We start from the raw sequence: 23,390 nt of genomic DNA on the forward strand, positions 1-23,390 counted from the left end.
GCGGGGGTGGTTTCGTTCGGCTGGGCTGTTCGTCTGGGCTATTCGTCGAGCGTGAGGTCGGCCAGCTGGCCGCGGGCGGTGACGCCGAGCTTGGGGAACGCCTTGTACAGGTGCTGGCCCACGGTGCGCGGGCTCAGGAACAGGTGCGCGGCGATGTCCCGGTTCGACAACCCCGTGGCGGCGAGCTGCACGATCTGCCGTTCCTGCGGGGTGAGCCGCACGAATCGGTCGGCGCCGGTGCGGCGCGGCGCGCTCCAGCCCGTGGCGCCCAGTTCAGTACGCGCCCGCTCGGCCCACGGCTCGGCGCCGAGGCGTTCGAAGACCTCCAGCGCGGCCCGCAACTGCTCCTGGGCCTCGCCGGTGTGGCGGGCCCTGCGCAGCCACTCCCCGTACAGGAGTTCGGTACGCGCGCGGTCGAAGGGACGTTCGTGGGCGGCCAGCGCGGCGCGGAAGTGCGCCCCGGGGTCGCCGGAGCCGTCCAGCAGGGCGCGGCATCGGGCGACCAGGGCGTCGGCCCAGCGCTGATCCAGCATCGCCGCCCAAGCCTCCAGCCGGGCGAACGGCTCCACGGCACGGGCGATCCGGCCGCTGCGCAGCGCGGCCTCGACCAGGTCGGGGACGTGGTGCATGGCCTGGATCCGGTTTCGGGACCGGCCGTAGACGAGCGACTCCAGGCTGAGCAGGGCCTGCTCGGAGCGTCCTTGGCCGAGATCCAGCAGGGCGAGCGCGCCCGGGTGCGCCGTGGCCGGGTCGAGCGCCTCGCCCCGGACCGCCGCGTACTGGTCCAGCAGCCCGGCGGCCTGGCGCGCCCACGCGGGCTGGCTGGTGTCGTCGGCGATGGCCACAGCCTCGCTGGCCAGGCCGCGCGCCTCGGCGTGGCGGCCGCGCGCGTACTCGACCCGGGAGAGGAACGTCAGCGCCTGCGGCAACAGGCCGACCATGCCCTCGGCCCGAATCGTGGCGGTCGCCGCGGAGGCCAGCATGTGGGTACGGGCGTCGTACTCGGCCAGGCCCAGCCCGCCGATCAGCAGCAGCCCGCGACGGTCGGCCTTCGCCAGCGCGCGAGCCGACTCCACGACCTCGGCCAGGGGCGGAAGCCCGTCAGCCGGCCGCCCGAGCGCCATGGCGATGAACCAGCGCGACAGCCGGTGAACCGGGACGACCTCGTCGCCGGGCGGCACCTGGAGCGCGTCGAGCTGTTCGGCGGTGCGCCAGGCCATGTCGCGATCCCCGTCGAACCAGATCATGGACGCGGCGTCGAGCAGGAGCCAGGCGGCCGAGCGCGGATCGGCGGCCCGCAGATGGTCGACGCCCGCCGACAACATCGCGTGCGCTCCGGTGAGAAGTCCTTCGCCGTAGTCGGAGCAGGCGCGTACCCGGATCAATCGGGAGGTCAGCTCCGTGTCGGGATTGCCGGCGCCCTCGGCCAGGTCCCTGGCCCGGTCGAAGCGGCCGCTGAACTCGGTGGCCTCGGCGGCCAGCGTGAGCCTGCGCGCCCGGTCCGCGACCTCTGGACTCAGCGCGGCGGCGCGCTCGTAGGCCGCCGCGGCGGCGGCGTACCCGCTGCGGGAGTGGGCGCGGGCGGCGGCCGCCTCCAGCCGGGCCGCCACCTGCTCGTCGGGGGCCAGCGTGGCCACGGCCAGGTGCCAGGCGCTCCGGTCGGCGTCCGCGGTACGGTCCAGGGCCTGGCTGAGCGCGTGGTGCACGGTCAACTGCCTGGCCAGCGGCGTACGCTGCCGGACGGCCGCGCGTACCAGGGGGTGGCGGAACTCCAGCCGCTTGCCCTCGCCCAGGACGACCAGCCCGGCCGCGAGCACCCGTTCCAGGTCCTCCGGCGTACTGCCCAGCCCCCCGGCGGCGGCCAGTACGACGCCCGGCTCACCCGTGCTGTCGGCGGCGGCGACCTGGAGCATGACCTGGGCGCTGGTCGGCAGCCCGTCGGCCTGCGCGGCGAACGCCTCCTCCAGGCGGACGGTGAGGGAGAGTTCGTCGGCGGGACCGTGCGACTTGGGCAGTTCGATGAGCGCCAGCGGGTTGCCCGCAGCCTCGGCGAGGATCCGCTGCCGGAACCCGGCGGGCAGGGTGCGGCCGGCGGAGTCGAGCAGTTCCACGGCCGCCGCCTCGTCCAGGCCGGACAGCTCCAGCACGGGCAGTCCCTTGGCCTCGAACCCCGGACGCGCGGCGAACACCATCACCACGCCTTCGGCTCCGAGCCGCCGGGCCGCGATCAGCAGCGCTTCGGCCGAGGCGTGATCCAGCCATTGAGCGTCGTCGATCAGGCACACCACCGGCCCGTTCTCGGCCAGCTCCGACAGCAGCGACAGGACCGCCAGCCCGATCAGGAAGCGGTCTCCCGTACCGCTCTCGCCGAGCCCGAAGGCACCGCGCAGGGCGGCCGCCTGCCGGTCCGGGATGCGCTCCAGGCTGCCGAGCACCGACCTGAGCAGCATGTGCAGCGCGCTGAACGGCAACTCCGCCTCGGCCTCGATGCCCGTGGTCCTCAGGACGTGGGCGCCGCTCCCGTCGGCGTGACCGAGCAGGGCGGTCTTGCCGATGCCGGGCTCCCCGCGCACGACCAGGGCGCCGCTGACTCCCTCCCGCGCGCCCTCCAGCAACGCATCGAGCATCTTCGACTCATGAACCCGCCCACACAACATTGGTCGAACATACCTATGCGATGACTCATGCCGAGATAAAGGGACGCTTCTACCGTTATCGACATGAAGCCCTACAGCGTGAACATTCCTCAGTCCGACCTCGATGACCTGCACGAACGGCTGCGCCGTACCCGTTGGACCCGTGAGATCGCCGGGCAGGGCTGGAGTCGCGGTGTGCCCCTCGACTACCTCAAGGGGCTGACCGACTACTGGCTCAACGACTTCGACTGGCGGGCGGCCGAGACCGAGTACAACAAGCACCCGCAGTTCGTCACCGAGATCGACGGGCAGAACATCCACTTCTTCCACATCAGGTCGAGCTCCGAGACCGCGCTGCCGCTGCTGCTCCTGCCTGACAACCCGGGCGGCGTGATCGGTTTCCTCGACGTCCTCGACGACCTGTCGCGCGACTTCCACCTCGTCGTCCCCACCTGCCCGGGTGTCGGTCTGTCCGGATACGTCACCGAGCCCGGCTGGACCGTCCCGCGCACGGCGGCGGCCTTCGCCGAGCTGATGTCCCGGCTCGGCTACGACCGGTACGGCACGCAGGGCGGCGGCGGAGGCGCCAACCTCGGCCTGGAGCTGGCCCGCCAGGCGCCGGAGCGGGTGGTGGGCGTGCACGTCAACGCCTGGGTCGCCTTCCCCTCGCCGGACGAGAGCGAGTTCACCGCCGACGAACAGCGACGCCTCGGCATCATGCAGAACTTCATGCAGGACGGGCTGGGATTCAACCAGATCATGTCGACCCGTCCGCAGACGCTCGCGTACGGGTTGTCCGACTCGCCCGTGGGCCAGCTCGCCTGGATCGTGGAGAAGTTCAAGGAGTGGACCGATTCCTCCGCCGAGCTGCCCGAGGACGCCTTCTCCCGCGACCGGGTGCTGACCGAGGTGAGCCTCATGTGGTTCACCGCCACCGCGGGCTCGGTCGCCAACCTCTATTACGAGGTCGGTCACGACCCGGGCGCCTACGCCCCCAAGCCGCGGGTGACCGTGCCCACGGCCGTACTGCTGGCCAAGGACGACGTCACGATCCGCCGCTTCGCCGACCGGGACGCCGACGTCCAGCGCTGGACCGAGCTCGACCGCGGCGGCGCCTATCTGGCGCTTGAGGTGCCGGACTTGCTGGCGGCGGACGTACGGGCGTTCTTCGGCCCGCTGGCCTCCACAGCCGGCGCCTGACCCTGGCACCCGCCTTGTTCAGGTGTCAGACCAGTACCAGGCAGATCGCGAACGGGAGGGGGATGAGCGTTGCCGTACCGAGCCAGGCCGCGAGTCCCCGCCCGCTTGGCGAGGTCGTCCGTACTCCTGCAGTCCATCGGCAGGTATTCGGTCAGCAGCCACCACTCTGAACAGAGCGGCATGCTCGCGGGCACGCCCAGAGCGAGGTTGACCAGGGCGGGCCCCGAAAGACCGCCCCTGGCAACCTACGGTGGACAACCGTACGGCGGCGATCGCGAGAGCTGGATCCGTCCGGCGCGGCACCCCTTACCGGGGCGTTCGACCAGCACATCGGGGCCGGCGCGTGGCGCCGGCCCCGATGTCCCACCGCTGTCCGGAACCACCCCCAGGTCCCAGACCTCACGCCCGAACGGCGCGGCGGCCCTTGAAGCTTTCATCTCAGCGGAGCTCGTCGCCCCGATCCTGCCCGCACCTCCACGATCTCCGCCGTACCGGCAACCCTCTGGCCGGTCTCAAGGTACGTACGGGAAACGACCGACAGCGAGGTCAGACCCTGACATCGGCCCGCCCCCGCGAGGAGCCGATGTAGCCCGACGCCGGCGAATTCCTCTTCTTCAGCGTCGCGACACCGACGGCCGCCAGCCACATCGCGGCGATGCCGTTGAACATCGCGACCGCACCCCAGCCGTTGGAGGCGTAGAACTCCGACGAATTGAAGCCGAAGAACATCGACGGCACTCCGGCCAGGTGCAGTGCGGCGATGGCGAACGACGACCCGCCGACCCACCGGGGAAGTGCGCGGGTGCGCAGCACCGCGTACCCGAAGGCGACACCGAAGACCACCAGCATCAGGTGGCTGATGGAACCGTAGAGCAGGTAGGTGGGTACGGTGCGGGTCGGGTCGATCAACTCGGTGGCCTTGATGGCACTGCTGCCTTCGAACCCCTTGGCGACCATGTCGACGATCGTCCATGCCACGCCGGCGGTACCGGCGACCGCGCCGAACCATTCGTACCGGGCGTCGGCCCGCGTGATCAGGGACCGGACCCCGGCCATGAAGACCAGGAACAGCGTGAGCGCGAAGAAGTTGAAGAGCGTACGGGTGAGGATCAGCCAGTCCGGCATGAGGGCGCCGGTCTCGACACCGCAGGCCGGGGGGTCACACGCAGGGACCACGAAGTAGAGGGGAAGTTCGGCCATCGCGAAGACGGCGCCGAGGATCGCGGCCCAGCCGATCCAACGACGGGCCACGGCCGGGAGGTGAATCTGTGTCGGTAATGAAGTGTTCATGGCATGCACAGTATCAACAACTGTGTAAGGCGTCTACTATTTAAGGGAGATCTTCGAGAGGATGCCGGCCATGACCCCACGCAAGAGCTCCGGACGCGACCTCACGCGAGATCGCGAGATCGCGTCCGATCGCGCGCACATCGATGACGCCGACCTCGAAGCGCTGCCGCCGGGCCTGGCCGCGGCCTGGGGCGTCGTCGACACCGGGGGGCGGCGCGGTCCGAAGCCGGCGCACAGCGTCGAGAAGATCATCGCGGTCGCGACGGAACTGGCCGACGAGGAAGGCATCGCCGCCGCCTCGCTGCCGAAGGTGGCCGCCCGGATCGGCGTGACCACCAACGCGCTGTACCGCTACGTCAGCTCCAAGGACGAGCTCATCGTGCTCCTGGCCGACCGCGCCTGGGGCGACCCGCCCGCGCTGCCCGACGACGATTGGCGAGAGGCGGCCGCGCTGTGGTCACGCCAGCTGTTCGAACGTTTCCTCTCCCGTCCATGGCTGCTGGACGTACCGACGACCGTCTCCCTGACTCCGCACAACGCGGCCTGGCTGGATGCTCTGATCACCGCACTCGGGTCGACCGGCATGGAGGCGCAGCAGATGCTGAACTGCGCGTACCTCCTGGACAGCCACGCCCGCTACGGCGCCAACCTGCGGCGCAACACTCCGACACCGGCCGCGTTGCGCCGCGCGAACCCTGATCAGCAACGAGCGGTACGCGCGGTCCGCGTGTTCCTGGACAGCCAACTCCGCTCCCGCAACCTGAACGCCGTCGCGGACGCCATGGAGGACCCGATGTTCCTCTCCGACGAAACCCCGCTCGACGGCTTCGAATTCGGCCTCGCAAGAATCCTCGACGGCATCGAGGCGCACGTTCAGCGGTGAGAACGTCCCAACAGCCGGCCCGTCGCACGGAAGGTCGCCGACGCGGGAGCCCCATCACCCCGCGTCGGCCCATTCATTCCGCACGCCGAGCACTCTGGCCCGTACCCGGATACCGATCTTGATCACTTCCGAATAAGAGGACCTGATCCCGCTGCCGGCAGCGCAGAGGATTCTCACTACCCACCCGCAAGAAGCCAAGGCCCGCGACGGGTCGAGGGATACGGCATCAACATCTCCGCCTCCTACAGTGGTGTCCCGGAGGACGGCGGGATCCTGTGCTGAAACCGCCTCACAAAAAGTGAATTGCCAATCCTCAGCCCCGCCCCAAGATGTGAGGGCGTGGAGTGGTTAGCGGTGACGAACAGCCGCTTCAATTCGAAGAGTCAACCCGACCAGAACCACGAGCATGAACACTCCGAGAACCTGCCACGGAGGCTCACCCTCTGCGATAAACAGAGCTCCCCCGCAAAGAGCCAGACCCAACAGCAGAATAAGGGTGCCACACAGACGAACGGTGTCAATCTTGTCCGCCTCGGTGGGTGGGGTTGTATGGAGCACCGTTCATCTCCTCCCTACCGCGGTCATGGCGAGAGCATCCCACGTTGATCCACGATCCGGAAGCTACGCAGGCGTTCGCTCACGCTGCTCCACTCCGTTCCCAATTGGGCGATCAGGAACGCGATGAAGCAAGACGAGGTTCGACAGGAACATCCTCGAACTTGCGCGCCGTACCCGAGGAACGTGCCGACCGGCCATCCCAAGCGCTCATCGTGGCCCAAGGAGCACACACGACTTCCAAGGGGGAACTGTGAGCGCGATCCTGGTCAGCGCCCAGTGGACGCCACCGCACTGATCGCATACCCATCCGCTGCGTTCCACCGTCGTTCGCCTTCGACGCTGTACGCCCAGGAAGCCATCACCTTGCAGAGCCTTCCACCCCTTCCGGCGGGGCGGGGTACCCGCGATCATGGTCAGCTCATCGCACCCCCGGCAGAGGAGCGGACGTGACCTTGGAAATGGATGTTGTGACCGCCATCGACCAGTACTTCGCCCGGTACGGAAGACGGCGCCACAGACTCGCCCGCCTGTATCGCAGCACGGTGGAGTTCATGGTCGACGAGTACGGGACAGAAGCCCTTGACCGGCTCGAGATGGACATCCAGTGTCCATGCTGCGACCAGGAACAGGACCGCGTTGAACGGCTGTCGTGGATGAAATCCAAGTACCGGCGACGGAACAACGCCCGTCAACGAACCTGAAGCGGCACCGGCCTCCGCTTCGGTGGGAGAGCTCGAATCCCTGACTTCTGCTACAAGGCCCCAAACAACCTCCGTGAGTGTACGTAGACGTCCACCGCCTCGCCGTTCGTCCTCGTTCACTGAAGTTCGAGATCGTCCGTACGGGCTGCATCTGTGCGGCGGCGCGGCCGTGCCGGCGTGCGGTGCCCGGCCCGGTGTCCCGCCGCCGGCGGATACCGGCCCCCAGGCCGCACGCCCGGACGGCGGGCGGGCGGAGGGCCGGAAGTACGGCGACGCGCCGCGTCCCGTTCGATCCCTGCAAGATCAATTCGGCGGCCTGGACGGGAACGGGTCTCCGGTCGTGCTCGGCGCCTATGCCTCTCTTCGGCTCTCCGCTCATGGTGGGACGTTCTTCCTGTGCCCCCGGCGGGCGAGCCGCCCTCCCATCGTCGCGCCTCTGGGGTCAGGAAGTGTGGCGGCCGCGTTCGACGGCGGTGGGGTCGGAGGTCGCGGTGGGGTCGGCGGCTGGGCGATCGTAGACGCCGACCGACCACCCGCCCGGCTGCTCGCCGACCTCCGCCGAGAGACGTTCCAGCACGTCCGGGCGGGGAAGCGAGACCCTGGCCGCCTGCTCGTCGCACGTATCCGTCGTCTTCGTGAACGCCCGGCAGCGGCCGAGCTCTTCGGCGACCTTGACGACGGGGGCGTCCGAGGGGAAGACCCATACCTGGATCGTCTGCCGGCCCTTGAGCCACTTGGCGGGCGCCGACAACCGGTCCTGGTGGCCTCCCACCCCGGCTCCGCACCGCCCGGACGTGCCGCCCGATTCACCGCCCTTGAGCGAGATCCAGACGACAACCCAGGCTCGGGGATCAGCACAAACCACCTTGTATCCGGTGGAGACGCTTGTCGGTGTGAACGTCACGGTCTGGCGGACGCCTGTCGTACCGAAGCGCTGGGAGTGGATGAGGGGAAGCGTGAACCTCTCGGCACCCCGCACCACGAGAAACTTCTCGGGCAGTTCGGGGGGCGTCTCGATCCGCGCCGAGTTGGGCGGCTGGGCGGCCGCTGCCTGGTCTGTCCGATCGGGGCCCGTCAGCACGACGGCGGCGGTGACGGCGGTGGCGGCGACGGCCAGCGCCGCCCCGAGGTTCAGCGAACGCCGAGTCCGCCGCATCCGGCGACCTCGGCGCAGGATCACGTCGAGATGGGCGACCGGTTCCCTACCGGTCGCATCGTGGGCGTACGTGTCCAAGAGCGTGCGCAGGTTGCTCTCCGTGTGCCTCATCGCTGGAGCTCCTCCAGGTTCATGGTGCGGATGTCCGGATCGACGCGCAGACGGGTCAGGGCCCTGCCGAGCTGGCTCTTGACCGCTCCCAGCGAGCAGCCGAGGATGTCGGCGATCTGGGTGAGCGTCCGTCCCTCGAAGTAGTGCAGGACGATCACCGCCCGCTGGCGTGGCGACAGGGCGACGATGGCTTTCCACAGCGCCGCCTGGTCCTCCACGGCGGCGGCGTGGTCCTGCGGGACGGCCGTATCGGGCAGGGTTTCGACCGGCACCTCACCGCGCCACAGTCGGCGCCACCAGGTGGCGTGGGTGTTGACGATGATGCGATAGACGTACGGATCGGGGTTGCCTTCGATCCGTCGCCAGGCCACCCATGCCTTGGCCAGCGCTGTCTGCACCAGGTCCTCGGCCGCGCCCCAGTCCCGGGTAAGGAGGTACGCCATCCGGCACAGCCGTAGATGGCGATGCGCCACGTACTTGGCGAACCCGTCGTTCATCAGTCATCTCCGTCTCGTCGTCTCCGGCGATGACTACAACCTGGGAGGCACGTACGGATGACAGGTGTTCGTACTGAAGTCCAGCCGGCCTGACGGGTTCCTGCGCAGCGATGAGGCCGTCGTGCCTTCACCCGGACCGTTCTGGCTCCAAGAGCCCTGACGACACCGGCAGGTCCGCCGCCTACTTTCCGATCGCTGTTTTCAGCTTCACCGCCGAGAACCTGTGGTTCCGGCAGAGACGGCGAAATGAGGCCCCTGGCGGCTCTGCGTACATGCTCGTACTCGCCTGCGCACATCAAGAAGTACGCCGACAACCGACGAAACGAGGCTGTTCAACAATGGAGCGTCGGGGTTCAGCTCTTCGCGGATTCAGCTTCGCGAGGCGGACGAAGCTGTCGAGGTTCGGCACGGTGTAGAGCGGGCCTTGCCTTCTAGGTTGTTGCCCACGCGATGCAGCAAGCTCGTCGCGCCTGGGGAGCACGTCTGCCAGATCGCCGATCCAGCCCTGTGTCTGACTACAACACGCGTCCGACACGGTCGGATATTCACGTTCGTGACGGATATAAGCCTTAACGCCCAGAATAAATCGCCTGCTACGCAATTGCAAAAGAAATGATCGACACGCTATAGTGCTCCGTCTCAGCCGGCGATGGACCACGATAGAGACAATCGATGTCATTGCGCGCCCTGCTCATTGCAGTCATTCTGCTCGCGTCCGGTATCGCGGTGGTGCAGACACTGAACCTGTCGACCACTGTCAGGGCTGTGCTGTCTGTAGCCGCGGCCCTGCTTGCTGCAATGACACTTTTCCTGCTGGTCAAGAATCTCAGGAAGAACCGTATCGGTCGAACTGATACAGATGTCGCCTCATCCGGCAACGCCGGAGCGGCACAGTCCACAGTGGGAGCCGTGAACAGTTCCGGGCTGACCCTCGGAGTTGTCGCCATTGGAGTTGCAAGTTTCGCTGCAACGAACGTGCTCGGCCCCATCGTCAACCGGTACTTCCCAGAATTCGGCGTCTATGTGGACGACCTTCTTGACAGCAGTGCCCTCGACATTGAGTACCAATGGCCGATCATGAGTGACTGCGACGTCCGTACGGCGGTGGCCATGCAGGCGGGTGGGCGCTCCCTTGGAAGCTATTCATTCACCTTCCGCGAAGATCCGAGGGTGACAGTGGCAAGCGCCGGCGGTATGGCATGGGACGCGGGTGGCATCGTCCTGAGTTTTTCTGCGAAAAAGAACCGCAATGTCGTCGTCCACAGCATATCTCCGATTATTTTGGGGGTCGAGGACAAGCCGCGTGTCGCATGGGTCTTGCAAAAGAGCAAGGGATGCGGCGGTGGTGATGATTCCCCTTACCTCCTCCTCGACCTCAAGCATTCGAAGTTGCTGATCGTCAAGGGCAAGAAGAAGTTTGACAGTTCGGCAGCAAGCGGACCCAAGATCCGGGATTTCCCAGTCAGCATGGAGAAGTCGATCACCGTTCCCCTTGTGGTGGAGGCGTGCTCGGGGCTATATCGATGGATGCTAAAGGTGGAATATTCGGTGGATGGAGTACGGACGGAGCAAACCATCGGCTCCGAGAAGAAGCCTTTGCTTGCTGCCGGCGGCATCGCCGGAGTCCCGATCTACGACATCGTCCCGGCGAAGTCAGGCGTCGGGCGGACTGTAGAAGCTACTGGCGGGAACTGCGGCAGGTAAACATGGATGAACACTTTGGTTTTCCCGCAAAAAGCATGGTCTATTTCCTGAGGTATCTGGTCGCAACCATTGCTTTATCGGGGCCACTCGTCGCAGGGTGCGCGCTCTCTCCTTACGAAGACGCTCCCGTACGAGACAGCTGGAGATACGTGCCGACCGAGAAAATGAATGTCGAAGGAGGTGCGTTCTCCCCGGACTCGATCGCGCAATCAGGAGATATGCTCATTGCCGTCGGAGACACGCGATCCTCGGGCGTGGTCACTCTCAGATCCTGGTACTCCAAGAACGGATTCGACTGGCGCATCGGCAATCTTCACGTTACACGGAAGGCTCCAATATCCCAGCTCAAAGCAAAGCTCATTCGCCGGGGGAGCGGTTTTTTGCTGCTCGGTCTCGCTGCACGAGACAGCGGATTGGATCACGCATTTGCGCTTCAGTCGAGTGACGGAGTCAACTGGACAGGGTTTCCGCCCGTCCCAAGCAGGCACTATCTCATGGCGCCTTATGCAGCCTCCACAGAAGAAGGTGTCCTGGCCATGAATGACGACATCTGGCTCTCACGAGTTGGATCGACGCGTTGGGAAGCAGTCCCGAACCCCTTCACGAAGTGCGGGCCACAGAATCTGTTCGGCGATGCTTTCGGCACCTCTGCTGTGGCAGCCTGCAAGAATAAACCTACAGCGAAGACCCGACTCAGCCTCCTGTCGATACAAGGAGCACTCCCACCACGTTTGGTGACGATACCGGAGCTTGTCGTGGTTTCAGGCATGACGACGATCAACTCCCAGGTGTTGTTGGCGGGATACAAGCCAGTGGAAGATCAGGGAATTATCGACATGCCCAGGGAGTCCGAGGAGGAGGATTCTCATAGTGAGAAAATAGAAGCCGTCTGCTATCTCACGAAAGACGAGGGGCGGACCTGGGCCGAGTTGCGCCCTCTTCCAGTGCCCAAAGGGAGCTTGGCTGAACCGGGGAGCGCTTTTACGGTTGGAGCTAACTATCTGGTCACCGGATCGATTGGAGACTTGGCGCGAAACGTCGAGCACCCAGCGGTCTGGGTGAAGTCATTTTCTTCCGACGACTGGCAACTGCACCGCCTACCACCACTGGAGACCGACCAATGGTCCTTCGGGACGATCGCACAGATCGACGGTAAGATCATTATCTCTACTCATCTGAATTATCAGTCCACGATAGCCGGCTTCTACATCAACTCCTAAATTGATATACCACCTTCAGATTGACAACAAGGCTACCCTGGGCCATGCTGCTGCACAGCCATCCTCTGACGATATCCATATCTCCTGATGAAGCGGGAGGGTTGGCGGCATGGATGTGCGGCGATCCTTTTGGTATCAGCTCGGGTCTGCGTGCAACTTCATCTTCTGTGGGTGGAGCGGGGCTGGTGTGGTGTTCGGGCTCTCCGGGTTTCGCGGGCCCATGCCGGGTGCTTGGCTGACAGGGATGTGGGTGTTTCTGTCGCTGAGCATTCTGCTCAAGATTGTTGCCGGAGTCGTATGCCTGGCGCGGAAGCGAACTAGCCAGGATATAAAGGATGCCCCGGTCGTTGAGTGACGGATCGCAGGGATACCTGGACTGGCTCACTGGCTAGAGAAGCGTGTGCGGCAGCTCGACCAGTCGATTGTGGCGCCAGATGGTTCAGCCATGGGTAACGGCGACGCGTTGGCTGGCTGCGGGGACGTCAACGCAGGGCATGCGGCGGCGCGGCGCGCCGCCGCATGACTCCGGAATCGTCAAGGTGGAATGCCAGCTCATCCAGATCACCGGCAAGGGACTCACCTTCACCGACCCCAAGTGAGCGGCAGGCAAGCGAACCGTCGTCATCCCGGACCTGATCTCCGACGAACTCAAGGTCCACATGAGGTACTTCGCCGTGGACGGCGACCTACCGAAGATCCACGACCTCCGGCACACCGGCAACACCCTCGCCGCCGGCACCGGCGCCTCCGTCCGGGAACTGATGGCACGCATGGGCCACTCCAGCACCCGCGCCGCGCTCATCCACCAGCACTCCACCGACGAACGGCCACGCGATGTGGCACGCAAGCTCGACGAGCCAGCAAGGGAAGCCCTCAGCACATCGGGTAAGGCCCCGGAACAAGGCCCGCTAAAGATCAGAAGCCCAGGCCGATGACCTGGGCTTCTGTATGTGTGGAGCCTAGGAGATTCGGCCCCTGACATCCTGCTTGCAAACCGGCCTGATCGCCAGACACAACGGCCTCGACCTGCGCTGAGGACGATCCGCGAGTGGCCGTGATCGACCGCTGCTGACTGTCTTCAATGGCACGCTAATGGCACGACGATCAATAGATGAGGGTGTTGCGGATGGCGTTCACCTACGCCGATGTTGCTTGGCTGGCCGAAGACGACGAGTTGGGCGATCTGTGGTGCCTGACCTTCGTGCGCGGAGTCAGCGAGGTGGAGGCGCTTCTCCGGCTGGACGCTGACCCGGAGAGCATGCGTCCGCTCACCTATGACGAGTTGATGGACGATGGCCTCTTTCCTGAGACCGTCCTCGCGGGGCGAGTGGGCGACTGGACCGTGCTCATCGAGGAGAGCGGGTGGACGTGCACGGAAGCCGACAAGGCTCAGGCTCTTTCGGCCGGGACCGTGGCCGTGACGGTCCTGAGGCACGACTACGCGTCCGACGACTTCGTTTACGCGGTGGACGGGGAGTTGGTCACCTATTTCAACCCAGAGATTCCAGGGCAGCGGCACGGAAGCGATCCTGATCGGCTCAACGACCTGATGAGGGAGGCGGGCCTTGATCCGGAGGACGGACTCGGAATCGGTGCCGAAGCGCCGTCGTCGGCGTCCGGAGCGCTTCTTCTCGCGGCCCGGTTGACCGGCGTGGTACTGACCCCGGACATTGTGAAAGGAGCACTCACGAGCGGCGTCGTCGGCTGAAGTGTCCTCGATGCCACGTTCGGCGGCCAGTGAGAACACATGGGGCCCTGGCACTCACGGGTGATCAAACAAAGAGGCCACTCATCGCGTTTCCGCCGGTGAAGCTCTCCTTCTGCTGGTGTGGCAGGTGCAAGGTCCGTACTTGCGTAGGCTGAGCCGACGGTTCTGCAGCGCGTGCCCGTTCCGTTCGAGAGATCGCCCTCTATCTGCGGCATGACGATGCTTCACTACTGCCGACTCCATGATCACTGCACGCTTATTGCACGGGGCCACGCTGAGGCAGAACCGTCAGGCGACGGTGTCACCCTTCGTTGCGTCTACTGCCAGCGGGCCGGCGGTCTTTCCTATGAGCAGAGCAAAGAGCAGGGCCGTGAGCATGAAGCCGGTAACTGCAGGGACCGCTATAAGGAGGGAGAGCGAGAGATTCTCATCGGACACCCAGGGGTCGTAATCCGGCTGGATGAGGGCGACCCCCAGCATGGCGAAGGGCGCCACCAGCCCAACGATCGGCCACGCAGGCAAGCGGGCCAGCAGAGCAGCCACCATGCTGAGCGGGAACGGCGCCAGCGCGAACGCCATCACCAGCTTGAGCTCAGAATCCGAATCACGGGTCGGCCACTGGAGGAGAAGCAGCAGTAATAACGCCACCACAGCCCCTGCCAAGGCGGACCTCAAGAGAAGACGCACAACGTGACTATTGGTGATCAGGGACCACCAGGTCGATATCGAGGTAACTGCTCTGCTGAACTTCGACGATCAGTATGGGCCGGTCCTGCTGCCCCCCTTCTGATCGGGTCAGGTATGCCCACCGGCGCGTGCGTGCGCGTCGAGGAGGTGCGCGACCGCTTCGGTGACCTGTACGGCGAACGGGATGTGCAGCCATTCGTCCGGAACGTGCGCGTTCGAGTCCGCACCGAGCGCGCCCGTGACGACGAACTGCGCCTGCGGATACCGCCTGCCGAGCATCTCCGTGAAGGGGATCCCGCCGCCGATGCCCATGTTCTGGCACGGCTTCCCGAACACGCGATCACCGACCTGCCGCAACGCCGAGGCCAGCCATGGGGCCGGTGTCGGCGCGTGCCAGCCGTTCAGGACCATGAAGTCGCCGACCTCGACGTGCGCCCCGTACGGCACGTCGGTCGTGAGGATCTTCTCCAGCGCGGCCCGCGCCGCCTCGGCGTCGGCCGAGGGCGGCAGGCGGAAGCTCAGCCGGAAGGAGGTCCAGGGCCGCAGCACGGCGCCCGCCACCGCGGGGTCCGGGAGCCCGCCGGCGCCGGTCACGGACAGGGTCGGCCGCCAGGTGTTGTTGAGGACGAGCTCGACGTCGTCGTCGGAGACTCGCCTCATTTCCGGCAGCAGCGGCAACCGGGGCACGGCGACCTCCGGATGGAGCGCGACGAGCTCCGCCGCCTCCGCGCGCCGTTCCTCCGGGATGGGCACCGCCATCTCGGCCACCTTGACCTCACCGGTCTCCGAGTCCTCCACCCGATCGAGCAGCCGGCGCATGACACGGAACGAGCTCGGCACGATGCCGCTCCCGAGCCCGGAGTGGATGCCCGTCTCGAGGACGCGCACCGTGACGGTCGCCTGCACCGCGCCGCGCAGGCTGGAGGTCAGCCACAGCCGCTCGTAGTCTCCGCCGCCCGCGTCCAGGCAGACCACCAGCGACACCTCGCCGAGCCGGTCGGCGAGATGCTCCAGGTACGCGGGCAGGTCCGGGCTGCCGGACTCCTCGCCAGTCTCCAGCAGCAGGACCGCCCGGGCGTGTTCGCCGCCTGCCCCGCGTACGGCCTCCAGCGCGGTCGTGGCGGCGTAGCCCGAGTACCCGTCGTCGGCGGCACCGCGGCCGTAGAGCCGGTCGTCGCGGATCACCGCCTGCCACGGACCCAGGCCCTCCGACCAGTCACCCAGCGGCGGCTGCTTGTCGAGGTGCCCGTACAGCAGGACGGTCCCGGTCGCCGCCGCGCCCGGCGTCGCGGGCACGTCCACGAACAGGAGCGGGGCGCGGCCGTCGAGCTGTACTACGTCGCACCGCGCGTCGGGCAGGCCCCGCGACGCCACCCAGTCCCGCACGTGCTCGACGGCGGCCCGTAGATGACCGTGCTCCTCCCAGGCGGCGTCGTAGGCGGACGACACGGCGGGAATCTCGATCAACCTGGAGAGGCTGGGCAGCACGTCCGTCGCCCAGGCCTCACTGATCGATTCGCGAAGCTTCTGATGGTCCATGTGGTAATACTGGCGCAACCGCCGCGCCTCTCACGCACGGCGAGCACGACGGCCCAGCCACAAGCTGCCGGCCATGATCGGCCGTCGCTCACCGGGAGTAGACCGGACAGGACCTCTCCCTTGGAGAACAACTCGATCATTTGGAACGTATGGAGCAAGAGGCTCAATCACTAAGGCCGTTCCTCTTGGGACGGCCTTAGCTGGCTCGGGATGGCGCCCATCTCAACGGATCGCAACTTCGCCGTTACTCCGGGATGGCGCCTGAAGATCGACCTCGTCAACACGCCTCTTGCCGGGGCCTTACTGGACCGCCTAATGGTGGAACGCGTGGGCCTCTGAACCTCGGTGAGGTGTTAGAAGCATTTCGAGACTTCGTCGGCAAGGCTGTCTCGCCTCCTGACTGATGCTCTCACCGAGTGAGCGGAGGCCGACAGCCCCGAGAAGCCCCGGCGACGGCATCCGGCACAATCACTGAATGTTCAACTTCGGAATCCCCGGATACAGGCCGGAATGGTTGAGCGAACGCTCGGCGATCACTGCCACTCATGGGGTGAGACTGGGCCACCTCGTCGGCCGGCGACTGACCCGAGCGCTGCTGGTGTGGGACCTTGACGAGGACAAGTGGTTCGCCGACTGCCCGGTCCTCCTGGACTTCGAGGGCGAACAGGTCGAGATCAACTACTGGAAGTTCGACGAGCTCTCCATCACCTGGAACACCATCAATCCAGCGCGCTCGCCGGACTGGCCGGACTTTCACCTCGCGTGGCGAGACGACGTACCGGATGAACTCACTGCACTGGTCGGGCAGCCTTGTTCGGCAGTGGAACTGCTGATGTGGAGGAACAGGGATCTCGTGGAGGGGACGATCGCGTCCTTAGGGTTCGGCTTTCCGAACGGCCAAATGACGATCTACAACGCGCTTGACGAGAACGGCATGGAGTTCACTCCGCCTGGCGACCAGTACGCGCGTTACAGCATGGCCTTCTGATCCGTAGGTCCGCAAACGATCTTCAGAGCCGTCCGGACGCGTTCGCCGGGCTGGTCGGCCGTCGCCCCGCCGTTCAGGTTCGTTCGGCTCAGTTCGTGATCGTCCGTCCGGGTGGCTCCCAAGGCGGCTCCCAGAACGGCCTCCATGTACAGGCTGGCGGCGCAGATCTGGAGCGCGAGTGACTGCCATCCTGGCGCTATGGCGAAAAGAGTCGACCACGGCTGCGCCCGTAGGCGCCACACCTGTGCCACTCGCCGGAGCGAGGGAGCGGCATCCCCCTGCGGGGGGAGTCACGCCGGACCGCGGCCCAGAGAAGCTGGCAACCATGAGCACTACACCCGCGGCCTACCCACCTGCATTGTCCGTGCCCCCGAGTCGGCTCACCATCTGGGCCGGCCGAACCATGATCTTGATCGCCGTGGCGCACACCGCCGTGTTCGCCCGCCTCGCTCCCTGGTCTAGCTGGCTCGCCGGGGACCTCCGCAACCGTGCCGCGGACAGCGACTCGGTGGCAACGTTCTGGGCGCTGCCCGGTGGATTCGTCGTGGTGCTGGTGCTGCTAGGACTACTGGTGGCACGGGCGGGGCGGCAGGGACAACACGTCCCCGGGTATGTCGGCTGGGTGATCCTCGCCTGGGGAGCGCTGGCCGTCAGCCTGATCGGACCGAGCGGTTTCCTTCTCGCAGCCGTCCCGGCCGGGCTGCTCATTGCGGCGAACATCACCGCCAGACGACACCCCCACGCTTCGTCCTGAGCAAGTCTCGCCGGTCGCCCACCTCTAACGGCTCCCGCTGATCGCAATGCTCAAGGACTTGCCTTGGCTTGGAAGCAGACCGCAACCACATTGCCCGGTGGGCCAGGGCTGAAGAACGAAGCCCTGGACCGTCGATCGCCCCCGACTTGTACGGCGGCGGACCATGCCGTGGCGATCGTGAGGGTCGCATCTGTGCGGTGGCGCGGCAACCCCGGTCGGAGCGACCGGTTGGTACGACGCGGCGGGCGTGCGGTGCCCGGCCCGGTGTCCCGCCGCCGTTCGGGACCGGCCCCCAGGCCGCACGCCCGGACGGCGGGCGGGCGGAGGGCCGGAGGTGCGGCGGCACGCCGCGCCACCGCCTTGATACCTACAAGCACAATTCGGCAGTGCTTCAACCCTCAAGACATCCACAGCTGTTCGCTGCCGTCTCGACATACTGGCCGCGGTGTGAACATGGTGCCGTCCATCCACCAGCATCCATGATCGTCCGAGACCGTTGTCAGCAACTGCTTAACAGTCTCGGCCTTCAGCCGAAGGTGTCCAGCGGCGAGAGGACCCGCACCGCAAGGCAGTCAGCCCCGAGGAGAGGAAGCGTCACGCCAGCATGATCTTCGCCCTCTGCCTGTCCGCTGCATACGCTGTCGCCATGCTGCCCGACTTCGCCTATCACCCGGACCCGCTCAATACGGGATCGGTGACGGCATCTGATGCCACCTGCGTGTGTTGTGGGGAACAACGGGGCTACGTTTACACAGGGCCGGTCTACTGCGTCGAGTCTCTCGCCAGCGAGCCATGCCCCTGGTGCATCGCGGATGGAAGCCTCGCAGTCCGCTTCGACGCCACGTTCGTGGATGGGTATGACGCCCCAAGCGGCGTCCCAACGGAGAAGATCGAAATCATCAGCCGCCGAACTCCCGGTTTCTCCACTTGGCAGGGAAACCGTTGGCTGTATCACTGTGGCGACGGAGCTGCATACCTCGGCGCAGTCGGGGCACCAGAACTCGTTGCTTACCCGGATGCACAGGAGATGCTGCGCTTCGAGGAATCCACTGGTGGATGGCCTTGCGAGCAAGTAGATGGCTTCCTTGCTGCGCTCGACAAGGATGGCAACCCAACCGGTTATCTGTTCAGGTGCCGCAACTGCGGGATCCACATGGCGTACGCGGACTACACCTGACCTTGCCCCAATCACGTTTATCACGATCACCTCGACGCTGGAGATCCCCACCAGCGCGTGGCGGTGCGGGCCGCGCCCGGCCGAAGAGCCGCGGCACGGCCAGCGACCGCCGGACGCGTGGGGGGCGCCCTTGGCCTCTGTGGAGGTATTGCTTATCCGCGCTTGTGCCCGCGCTTCGAGCCAGGCAGGTGGTAGAACGCTCCCTGTGGACGAGCGGCGGGATCGGCTGAGGGCGCTGGGTGAGTTGCTGCGGAGGCTTCGGCGGGAAGCCGGCCTCACTGGTCAGGATCTTGCAGCCCGAACGCAGGTGTCACAGCCTACGATCTCTCGGATCGAGACCGGGCAGTTGCTTCCAGCGCCCGAGACGGTAGAGCGCTTGGTCAGTGCGCTCGGACGCCGGGAAGATTTCTTTCGGCAAGTACGCCACCGACTGGATCAAGGAACGGCCCAACCTACGCCCGCGCACGATCGAGCTGTACGGCTACCTGTTCCGCACGCACCTCAAGCCCACCTTCGGGGACAAGCCGCTCAGCGAGATCAAGGAGCCGCATGTCCGGCAATGACGGAAGAAGCTCCTCGACAACGGCGTCAGCGAAGTGACTCTCGCCAAGGCATACCGACTCTCAAGGCGATCCTGTCCGCAGCTGTGGACGACCAGCTCATCAAGCGCAACCCATGCCGGATCAAGGGCGCAGGCCAGGAGAAATCCCCTGAAAGGCCGGTGCTCACGGTCGCCCAGGTGTACCGAATCGTCGAGGTGATCGAACCCCGCTACCGCGCCCTGGTCCTCCTCGGCACATTCGCGAGTCTCCGCTGGGGCGAGCTGACCGGCCTCCAACGGCGAGACCTCGACCTCGACACCGGAACCGTCAAGGTGGAACGCCAGCTCATCCAGATCACCGGCAAGGGACTCACCTTCACCGACCCCAAATCAGCAGCCGGCAAGCGCACCGTCGCCATCCCAGACCTGATCATCGACGAACTCAAGGCCCACGTGGAGGACTTCGCCATTGACGGCGACGACGGTCTGATCTTCGTAGGCCCCGACAACGGCCCGCTCCGCAACACCAACTTCAACCGCCGCGTCTGGACCAAGGCCCTCCAGGACGCCGACCTACCGAAGATCCACTTTCACGACCTGAGGCACACCGGCAACACCCTCGCCGCCAGCGTCGGCGCCTCCATCCGGGAACTGAGGGCCCGCATGGGCCACTCCAGCACCCGAGCCGCCCTGATCTACCAGCACTCCACGGACGAACGTCAACGCGAGGTGGCACGCAAGCTCGACGAGCTGGCAAGGGGAGCCCTCAGCACATCAGGCACGCAACGGGCACGACCCCAGAACAAGGCCCACTAAAGATCAAAAGCCCAGGCCGATGACCTGGGCTTTTGTATGAGTGGAGCCTAGGAGATTCGAACTCCTGACATCCTGCTTGCAAAGCAGGCGCTCTGCCAACTGAGCTAAGGCCCCTTCGACGAAGATAGCTTACCGGGCCGAGGAAGCCACCTGCGTCGTACCGAGGTCGTCGCTCAGGACCAAGCCTGGGACGTCCGCCATCGAGTCCAGGATGTGCGTGGCTCCGCCCTTGAGCAGGCGCTCCCTGCTGTGCACCCCCGTCATCAGGCCTGCCACCACGGACGCTCCGGCCCGGCGTCCGCAGAGCATGTCGCTCTCCGAGTCGCCGATGACCGCCACGTGGCGTACGTCCTCCACGCCGAGTCGGAGCACGGCGTGCAGGACCATGTCCGGCCAGGGACGGCCGCGGCCGCCGGCGTCCTCGGGGGAGATGGCGAGGTCGACCTTGTCGTGCCAGCCGAGGACGCCGAGCACGCGGCTCAACGTCGTACGGCTGAAACCGGTGATCAGGGCGAGCTTGATCCCGGTGCCGCGGAGTTTGTCGAGGACCTCCAGGACTCCGGGCATGGGCACCAGACCGGCACGTTCCAGCGCACCTTCGTAGGAGCGCTCGAACGTCAGGTTCGCCGCCTGGGCCTGGGCCTCGTTACCGGGGAAGATCCCCCGGAAGACATCGATCTTGGGGCAGCCCCGGGACCGGTGCACGTGAACCATGGCACGCGCGTACGCTCCGGTCCCGGGCACTATGCCCTGGGTGGCGATCGCCTCGGCGAAGGCGCGCTCGACCATGGCGATGTCACCGACTGTGGTGCCTGCCAGGTCCAGGCACGCCAGCTTGATGGGGACGACGTCACTCATCGCCTCGCCGGTCGGTTAGTTCTCGCTGCCGGTCGCCTCGGTCCAGAGATCAAGCTCGGCGCGGTCGGCCTGCACCTTACGCCAGATCAGCAACCCCCCAAGGGCGATCAGCGCCAGAACGAGCAGCTTCTTCACGGTGTGACCCCACTTCTTCGACGGCCTCACCTGCCGGGGTGAGACCCAACGGTTGACATGCAGCCTAGCAAGGGATGGCTGTGCTCCTTGTGTTCGCACGAACCAGATGTGCGGCTTGTGCGTAGAACGAGCTTTCAGCCCGGCCTGGATCACCCCTTTGACCCCGGCTTATACCCACCCCGTCCCGGGCAACCTGCCAATCACTTCGGACAACATCCCGATCATGCCAAATATCCCGTCACCTCGCGCACCGAGGTACCCCAGAGAGGGGATGGTCACGTTCCCGCTCACCCTGGGGACACCACCGGGGGGTATGGGGGAAGGGAGTGGTCGCGGTCAAGACCGGGGCGACACCGCCTGGGGGAGCGATGGGGCGGATGCCAGCGCTGGTGGCCGGTGTCGGCATTTATGCCGGCCTGCATGCCGGTGGATGAGGTCGGGCCTGACTGGCGCGGATATGGAAGAACGCGAATACGGAAAAAGCAGGGCAGGTCTCTGGCGAAGTCAGCGCGACCGAGCAGGTCAGCTTCGTGCTCGCCACCAGATCAGCTTCGCGCTCGCCACCAGATCCGCTTCGTGCCCGGCCTGGCCGTCATGACGGCCAGGCCATCTCGAAGGGCCAGTTGCTCACGGATGGGATCCAGGCAATGCTCCTCGCGTCCCGGCCCTCGCGTCCCGGTCCCCGGGTCCTGGTCCCGACTTCTGGTCCCGGGTTCTGGTCATCGGGCCGCGTCCTTTGGGGCGCGTTTCTCGGTGCCATGAGGGTGGCCGGGGCGGGCGCAGAGCTCGCGTTCGCACTCCCGCGCAGGTCCGCCGTTCAGAGGTGGGCGGAGGTGCGGGAGCGGGTCGACGTACGGGAGAGAGGGCGGGCGTCCGGGGAGGGTGATGTGAATCTCACAACTCGGGCTTGCATACCCTAGGGGGGTAGGGTGTTAGACTCTGGGGCAGAGAGTGGAACGAGGGACCAGGGAGATTGACATGAGCACCGCCACCTACACCGTCAAGGGCATGACCTGCGGCCACTGCGTCAGCTCGGTCAAGGAGGAGGTCGGCGGCGTCGCGGGTGTCACCGGCGTCGACGTCGACCTGGCCAGCGGCCTTCTGACGGTGACCAGCGACAACGAGGTCGACGCCGCCCAGATCGCCGCCGCGGTCGAGGAGGCCGGGTACGAGGTGGCGAACCAGTGAACACGGCGGCCAAACTCGGCTCCTACGTCCTGGGGCTCGCCGTCGTCTTCGGCGGGGCCCTGGGCGTGGGCCGAGCGGTCGGCCCGGTGGGCCAGGAGCCGCCGAAGGAGAGCCACGCGGCCATGGCCGAGAGCCAGGAGCACGGCGACGGGCAGGACACGCCGAAGCAGACGTCCGACGAGGCCGGCAAGACCGGCAGTACCAGCACTACCAGTGAGACCAGCAATACCAGCGAGATCAGTGATACCCCTGGGGGGCTACAAGTGTCGCAGAACGGATACACCCTCAACCCGTTGACCCCGATCGAGACCGGCAAGACCACCGACTTCCGTTTCACGGTAACCGGGCCGAGCGGCCGTCCGGTGACCGACTACCAGGTCGAGCACGACAAGAAGCTGCACTTCATCGTGGTCTCCCGTGACCTCACGACCTTCCTGCACGTGCACCCGGAGATGACGCCCGACGGCATCTGGTCGGTCGGGCTGACGTTGCCGGAGGCGGGGGCGTACCGGGCATTTGCCGACTTCGCGCCGACGGGCGGCGAGAAGCTGACGCTCGGCGCCGACCTGCAGGCCGCGGGCGACTACCGGCCGAAGCCGCTGCCCGAGGCGAGCCGGGCCTCGAAGGTCGGCGACTACACTGTGAGCCTCGACGGAGAGCTGGTCCCGGGGCAGGCGAGCAAGCTCACCCTCTCGGTGAGCAAGGACGGCGAGCCGGTCACCGATCTGCAGCCCTACCTGGGCGCGTTCGGTCACCTGGTCGCCCTTCGCGCCGGCGATCTGGCCTACCTGCACGTACACCCGGAGCAGAGCGACAAGGCCGGGCCGCAGATCACCTTCTACGCCGAGGTGCCGAGCGTCGGCGACTACCGGCTGTTCCTCGACTTCAAGCACGGGGACGAGGTCCGTACGGCGGACTTCACCGTGCGCGCCGCCCAGGGCGGCGCGACCACCGCGGAGCCGTCAGCCCCGCACGGCCACTGAGCCGCTGAGCCACTGAGACACCAAAACGCCGAAGACATCAGAACGCCGAGAACACCGAAA

The 23,390-nt window shown here is 66.2% G+C and carries 22 protein-coding genes, 1 tRNA gene and 1 pseudogene; 15 read left to right on the forward strand and 9 right to left on the reverse strand.

Features of this window, described 5'->3' with window-relative positions; genetic code table 11:
• Positions 1–38: 38 nt before the first annotated feature.
• Positions 39–2,657: an ATP-binding protein gene (locus IEZ27_RS11930; RefSeq protein WP_189647224.1), complete on the reverse strand. Its 2,619-nt coding sequence runs from the start codon at positions 2,655–2,657 to the stop codon at positions 39–41.
• A 63-nt stretch (positions 2,658–2,720) separates the two neighbouring features.
• Here IEZ27_RS11930 and IEZ27_RS11935 point away from each other — a divergent pair, with 63 nt between their 5' ends.
• A complete protein-coding gene (locus IEZ27_RS11935; RefSeq protein ID WP_189647225.1) occupies positions 2,721–3,836 on the forward strand; it encodes an epoxide hydrolase family protein in 1,116 nt (371 codons plus the stop codon).
• Between the two features lie 546 nt (positions 3,837–4,382).
• Here IEZ27_RS11935 and IEZ27_RS11940 read toward each other — a convergent pair.
• Positions 4,383–5,087, reverse strand: coding sequence for a hypothetical protein (locus IEZ27_RS11940; protein ID WP_189647226.1), 705 nt, complete (start codon positions 5,085–5,087; stop codon positions 4,383–4,385).
• Between the two features lie 100 nt (positions 5,088–5,187).
• Here IEZ27_RS11940 and IEZ27_RS11945 point away from each other — a divergent pair, with 100 nt between their 5' ends.
• Both IEZ27_RS11945 and IEZ27_RS11950 read left to right on the forward strand, forming a co-directional pair.
• Positions 5,188–6,009 carry a TetR/AcrR family transcriptional regulator gene (locus tag IEZ27_RS11945; protein ID WP_189647227.1) on the forward strand — a complete coding sequence of 274 codons (822 nt, stop codon included), beginning with the start codon at positions 5,188–5,190 and terminating at the stop codon, positions 6,007–6,009.
• Positions 6,010–7,013: 1,004 nt separating this feature from the next.
• Entirely contained in the window at positions 7,014–7,268 is a 255-nt protein-coding gene (locus IEZ27_RS11950) for a hypothetical protein (RefSeq protein ID WP_189647228.1), read from the forward strand.
• Positions 7,269–7,710: 442 nt separating this feature from the next.
• On the opposite strand, the gene IEZ27_RS11955 is transcribed toward IEZ27_RS11950, so the two are convergent.
• Together IEZ27_RS11955 and IEZ27_RS11960 are read right to left on the reverse strand one after the other, a co-directional pair.
• The gene (locus IEZ27_RS11955; protein WP_189647229.1) at positions 7,711–8,535 is read right to left on the reverse strand and encodes a hypothetical protein; all 825 of its coding nucleotides are present in this window, start codon (positions 8,533–8,535) and stop codon (positions 7,711–7,713) included.
• Positions 8,532–9,032 carry a SigE family RNA polymerase sigma factor gene (locus IEZ27_RS11960; RefSeq protein WP_189647230.1) on the reverse strand — a complete coding sequence of 167 codons (501 nt, stop codon included), beginning with the start codon at positions 9,030–9,032 and terminating at the stop codon, positions 8,532–8,534. The genes IEZ27_RS11955 and IEZ27_RS11960 overlap by 4 nt, the downstream gene beginning before the upstream one ends.
• Positions 9,033–9,704: 672 nt before the next feature.
• On the opposite strand from IEZ27_RS11960, the gene IEZ27_RS11965 reads away from it, so the two are divergent.
• The 4 genes from IEZ27_RS11965 (at position 9,705) to IEZ27_RS11980 (ending at position 13,664) form a co-directional block, all read left to right on the forward strand.
• Positions 9,705–10,736 (forward strand): hypothetical protein, encoded by a 1,032-nt coding sequence (locus IEZ27_RS11965; RefSeq protein ID WP_189647231.1) that lies wholly within the window; start codon positions 9,705–9,707, stop codon positions 10,734–10,736.
• Between the two features lie 2 nt (positions 10,737–10,738).
• On the forward strand, positions 10,739–11,956 hold the full coding sequence (locus IEZ27_RS11970; RefSeq protein ID WP_189647232.1) for a hypothetical protein: 1,218 nt from the start codon (positions 10,739–10,741) through the stop codon (positions 11,954–11,956).
• Positions 11,957–12,615: 659 nt separating this feature from the next.
• Positions 12,616–12,891 (forward strand): site-specific integrase, encoded by a 276-nt coding sequence (locus IEZ27_RS11975; RefSeq protein WP_189647233.1) that lies wholly within the window; start codon positions 12,616–12,618, stop codon positions 12,889–12,891.
• Positions 12,892–13,082: 191 nt separating this feature from the next.
• A complete protein-coding gene (locus IEZ27_RS11980) occupies positions 13,083–13,664 on the forward strand; it encodes a DUF6461 domain-containing protein (RefSeq protein ID WP_189647234.1) in 582 nt (193 codons plus the stop codon).
• Between the two features lie 288 nt (positions 13,665–13,952).
• Here the strand turns inward: IEZ27_RS11980 and IEZ27_RS11985 are convergent, their stop codons facing one another.
• Positions 13,953–14,351, reverse strand: coding sequence for a hypothetical protein (locus tag IEZ27_RS11985; protein WP_189647235.1), 399 nt, complete (start codon positions 14,349–14,351; stop codon positions 13,953–13,955).
• Between the two features lie 108 nt (positions 14,352–14,459).
• Positions 14,460–15,890 carry a M20/M25/M40 family metallo-hydrolase gene (locus tag IEZ27_RS11990; protein WP_189647236.1) on the reverse strand — a complete coding sequence of 477 codons (1,431 nt, stop codon included), beginning with the start codon at positions 15,888–15,890 and terminating at the stop codon, positions 14,460–14,462.
• 475 nt (positions 15,891–16,365) lie between these two features.
• Here IEZ27_RS11990 and IEZ27_RS11995 point away from each other — a divergent pair, with 475 nt between their 5' ends.
• From IEZ27_RS11995 to IEZ27_RS12010, 6 genes and pseudogenes are all read left to right on the forward strand, one after another.
• A complete protein-coding gene (locus IEZ27_RS11995; protein WP_189647237.1) occupies positions 16,366–16,878 on the forward strand; it encodes a hypothetical protein in 513 nt (170 codons plus the stop codon).
• A 364-nt stretch (positions 16,879–17,242) separates the two neighbouring features.
• Positions 17,243–17,632 carry a DUF6463 family protein gene (locus tag IEZ27_RS12000; protein WP_379478585.1) on the forward strand — a complete coding sequence of 130 codons (390 nt, stop codon included), beginning with the start codon at positions 17,243–17,245 and terminating at the stop codon, positions 17,630–17,632.
• 646 nt (positions 17,633–18,278) lie between these two features.
• Positions 18,279–18,809 (forward strand): CbrC family protein, encoded by a 531-nt coding sequence (locus tag IEZ27_RS12005; protein WP_189647408.1) that lies wholly within the window; start codon positions 18,279–18,281, stop codon positions 18,807–18,809.
• A pseudogene (locus tag IEZ27_RS55485) lies at positions 18,736–19,158 on the forward strand (helix-turn-helix domain-containing protein); the annotation flags it as partial. The gene IEZ27_RS12005 and the pseudogene IEZ27_RS55485, both read left to right, overlap by 74 nt.
• Positions 19,159–19,192: 34 nt before the next feature.
• Positions 19,193–19,372 (forward strand): tyrosine-type recombinase/integrase, encoded by a 180-nt coding sequence (locus tag IEZ27_RS53800; protein ID WP_229823894.1) that lies wholly within the window; start codon positions 19,193–19,195, stop codon positions 19,370–19,372.
• Positions 19,369–20,166, forward strand: coding sequence for a tyrosine-type recombinase/integrase (locus tag IEZ27_RS12010; protein ID WP_229823895.1), 798 nt, complete (start codon positions 19,369–19,371; stop codon positions 20,164–20,166). Before IEZ27_RS53800 ends, IEZ27_RS12010 begins: the two co-directional genes overlap by 4 nt.
• Before the next feature lie 41 nt (positions 20,167–20,207).
• Here IEZ27_RS12010 and IEZ27_RS12015 read toward each other — a convergent pair.
• The 3 genes from IEZ27_RS12015 to IEZ27_RS53805 form a co-directional block, all read right to left on the reverse strand.
• A tRNA-Ala gene (locus tag IEZ27_RS12015) sits at positions 20,208–20,280 on the reverse strand.
• A 15-nt stretch (positions 20,281–20,295) separates the two neighbouring features.
• Entirely contained in the window at positions 20,296–21,024 is a 729-nt protein-coding gene (locus IEZ27_RS12020) for an HAD-IA family hydrolase (protein ID WP_189647240.1), read from the reverse strand.
• Positions 21,025–21,039: 15 nt separating this feature from the next.
• Positions 21,040–21,159, reverse strand: a complete 120-nt coding sequence (locus IEZ27_RS53805; RefSeq protein ID WP_020542320.1) for a DLW-39 family protein — start codon at positions 21,157–21,159, stop codon at positions 21,040–21,042.
• Positions 21,160–22,137: 978 nt separating this feature from the next.
• Here IEZ27_RS53805 and IEZ27_RS12025 point away from each other — a divergent pair.
• Together IEZ27_RS12025 and IEZ27_RS12030 are read left to right on the forward strand one after the other, a co-directional pair.
• Positions 22,138–22,347 carry a heavy-metal-associated domain-containing protein gene (locus IEZ27_RS12025; protein ID WP_189647241.1) on the forward strand — a complete coding sequence of 70 codons (210 nt, stop codon included), beginning with the start codon at positions 22,138–22,140 and terminating at the stop codon, positions 22,345–22,347.
• Positions 22,344–23,330, forward strand: coding sequence for a hypothetical protein (locus IEZ27_RS12030; protein WP_189647242.1), 987 nt, complete (start codon positions 22,344–22,346; stop codon positions 23,328–23,330). Before IEZ27_RS12025 ends, IEZ27_RS12030 begins: the two co-directional genes overlap by 4 nt.
• The last annotated feature ends 60 nt before the right edge of the window (positions 23,331–23,390 follow it).

It is taken from the genome of Nonomuraea spiralis (assembly GCF_014648435.1).
In the GTDB taxonomy this organism is placed as follows: domain Bacteria; phylum Actinomycetota; class Actinomycetes; order Streptosporangiales; family Streptosporangiaceae; genus Nonomuraea; species Nonomuraea spiralis.

Coding starts and splice junctions, on each gene's coding strand:
- IEZ27_RS11975 (WP_189647233.1), top strand. CDS start 12,616: ATGAGGTACTTCGCCGTGGACGGCGACCTACCGAAGATCCACGACCTC.
- IEZ27_RS11955 (WP_189647229.1), bottom strand. CDS start 8,535: ATGAGGCACACGGAGAGCAACCTGCGCACGCTCTTGGACACGTACGCC.
- IEZ27_RS11965 (WP_189647231.1), top strand. CDS start 9,705: ATGTCATTGCGCGCCCTGCTCATTGCAGTCATTCTGCTCGCGTCCGGT.
- IEZ27_RS11980 (WP_189647234.1), top strand. CDS start 13,083: ATGGCGTTCACCTACGCCGATGTTGCTTGGCTGGCCGAAGACGACGAG.
- IEZ27_RS11945 (WP_189647227.1), top strand. CDS start 5,188: ATGCCGGCCATGACCCCACGCAAGAGCTCCGGACGCGACCTCACGCGA.
- IEZ27_RS11990 (WP_189647236.1), bottom strand. CDS start 15,890: ATGGACCATCAGAAGCTTCGCGAATCGATCAGTGAGGCCTGGGCGACG.
- IEZ27_RS12005 (WP_189647408.1), top strand. CDS start 18,279: ATGCTGCCCGACTTCGCCTATCACCCGGACCCGCTCAATACGGGATCG.
- IEZ27_RS11930 (WP_189647224.1), bottom strand. CDS start 2,657: ATGTTGTGTGGGCGGGTTCATGAGTCGAAGATGCTCGATGCGTTGCTG.
- IEZ27_RS11935 (WP_189647225.1), top strand. CDS start 2,721: ATGAAGCCCTACAGCGTGAACATTCCTCAGTCCGACCTCGATGACCTG.
- IEZ27_RS11960 (WP_189647230.1), bottom strand. CDS start 9,032: ATGAACGACGGGTTCGCCAAGTACGTGGCGCATCGCCATCTACGGCTG.
- IEZ27_RS11995 (WP_189647237.1), top strand. CDS start 16,366: ATGTTCAACTTCGGAATCCCCGGATACAGGCCGGAATGGTTGAGCGAA.
- IEZ27_RS12020 (WP_189647240.1), bottom strand. CDS start 21,024: ATGAGTGACGTCGTCCCCATCAAGCTGGCGTGCCTGGACCTGGCAGGC.
- IEZ27_RS12025 (WP_189647241.1), top strand. CDS start 22,138: ATGAGCACCGCCACCTACACCGTCAAGGGCATGACCTGCGGCCACTGC.
- IEZ27_RS12010 (WP_229823895.1), top strand. CDS start 19,369: ATGACGGAAGAAGCTCCTCGACAACGGCGTCAGCGAAGTGACTCTCGC.
- IEZ27_RS11970 (WP_189647232.1), top strand. CDS start 10,739: ATGGATGAACACTTTGGTTTTCCCGCAAAAAGCATGGTCTATTTCCTG.